The organism is Psychroflexus gondwanensis ACAM 44 (genome assembly GCF_000355905.1).
GTDB classification, from domain to species: Bacteria; Bacteroidota; Bacteroidia; order Flavobacteriales; family Flavobacteriaceae; genus Psychroflexus; species Psychroflexus gondwanensis.
Map to the genome: position 1 here is coordinate 1 of NZ_APLF01000049.1, position 1087 is coordinate 1087.

Below are 1087 nucleotides of genomic sequence, written 5' to 3' on the forward strand. Positions count from 1 at the left end.
ATGTATATAAAAAATAGGCGAAACAGTAGTAAAATCAAGGCTTTTGGCTCGTGTCGAACTTTGTGCTTAACCGAAAGTTCAGTGCTTCGAAATCGCCTACTTTTCATATACTAACCGTTGTGGGTAATTTGAACAAACTGTAATGCAAGAATCAAAAAGACTGAATTTCTTAAAATCTTTTCTAAAATTATATGGAGTTGAGAAAATTGAATTGACCAACGTAAAGTCTGAATCAATTAGCGGAATTGCAATCTATGATGAAACGGACCCAGAGGAAAGACAAGACTTTATTTGGCATAAAACCGAAAATGAGGTTCCTTCTCTTGAACTGAATACTCTGATTGAAAAAATTGTTCAGAAAAAATGGCATAACGGAGATAAAATAACAAAAGATATTACCGAAATAGAATTTGTAGAATTTGACAACGAAACGAAAAACAGAATGGAATTTGAACTGTTTGAAATTAATATAAAAATGGTTGATAACGGAGAAGAAACGGATTCTTATTTTGTGCATTACTAATCAAAAAAATGAATTTAATTAAGAAAGTATCATTAATTGGAATTGTTTTCCTCTTGCTAGGCTGTTTCTCAACTGAAACAAAAAATCCTGAAAAGGCATATAAATATTGGGCTGGAAGCAAACCACCGAAAGAAATTAAATTAATAAAAGGAGAATACTATCAATCACCACATTTTACACTCGAATATGAATTGTTCCTTAAATTCAAATCTGACAAAAAATGGTTTAACGAATTTGTTGAATATAACGGACTTAAAATTGACACAGTTAGAAACGAATGGAAAGGTTGGACTAAATTACCAGAGTGGTTTAACCCTGACCATAACTATCTGATTTATGCAAAAAATCAAACGGACGAATTTGAACGTTCTAGATATTTAAGAAATCCTAAAACTGGAACTTGTTACATTTATGAAACAGTTGGAATGTAAAAAACTACCCACAACACGGTGTATAATTAATTGCTTGGGTAAGTGCTTATCTGGAATATTCCTTCGGAATATTCTCTAGTCCGTATTTGTTTATTAATTTAGTTGCTTAACCACGCAACTAACCATACACATC

At 31.6% G+C, this 1087-nt stretch carries 2 protein-coding genes; both read left to right on the forward strand.

Annotated elements, in window-relative coordinates; genetic code table 11:
* Window positions 1-142: 142 nt before the first annotated feature.
* Entirely contained in the window at window positions 143-523 is a 381-nt protein-coding gene (locus PGOND44_RS14850) for a hypothetical protein (RefSeq protein ID WP_003447007.1), read from the forward strand.
* An 8-nt stretch (window positions 524-531) separates the two neighbouring features.
* Window positions 532-954, forward strand: coding sequence for a hypothetical protein (locus PGOND44_RS14855; RefSeq protein WP_003447009.1), 423 nt, complete (start codon window positions 532-534; stop codon window positions 952-954).
* Window positions 955-1087: the final 133 nt, after the last annotated feature.

What these genes read in the sequence shown, in the direction of transcription:
- PGOND44_RS14850 (WP_003447007.1), top strand. Translation starts at nt 143, where the DNA reads ATGCAAGAATCAAAAAGACTGAATTTCTTAAAATCTTTTCTAAAATTA.
- PGOND44_RS14855 (WP_003447009.1), top strand. Translation starts at nt 532, where the DNA reads ATGAATTTAATTAAGAAAGTATCATTAATTGGAATTGTTTTCCTCTTG.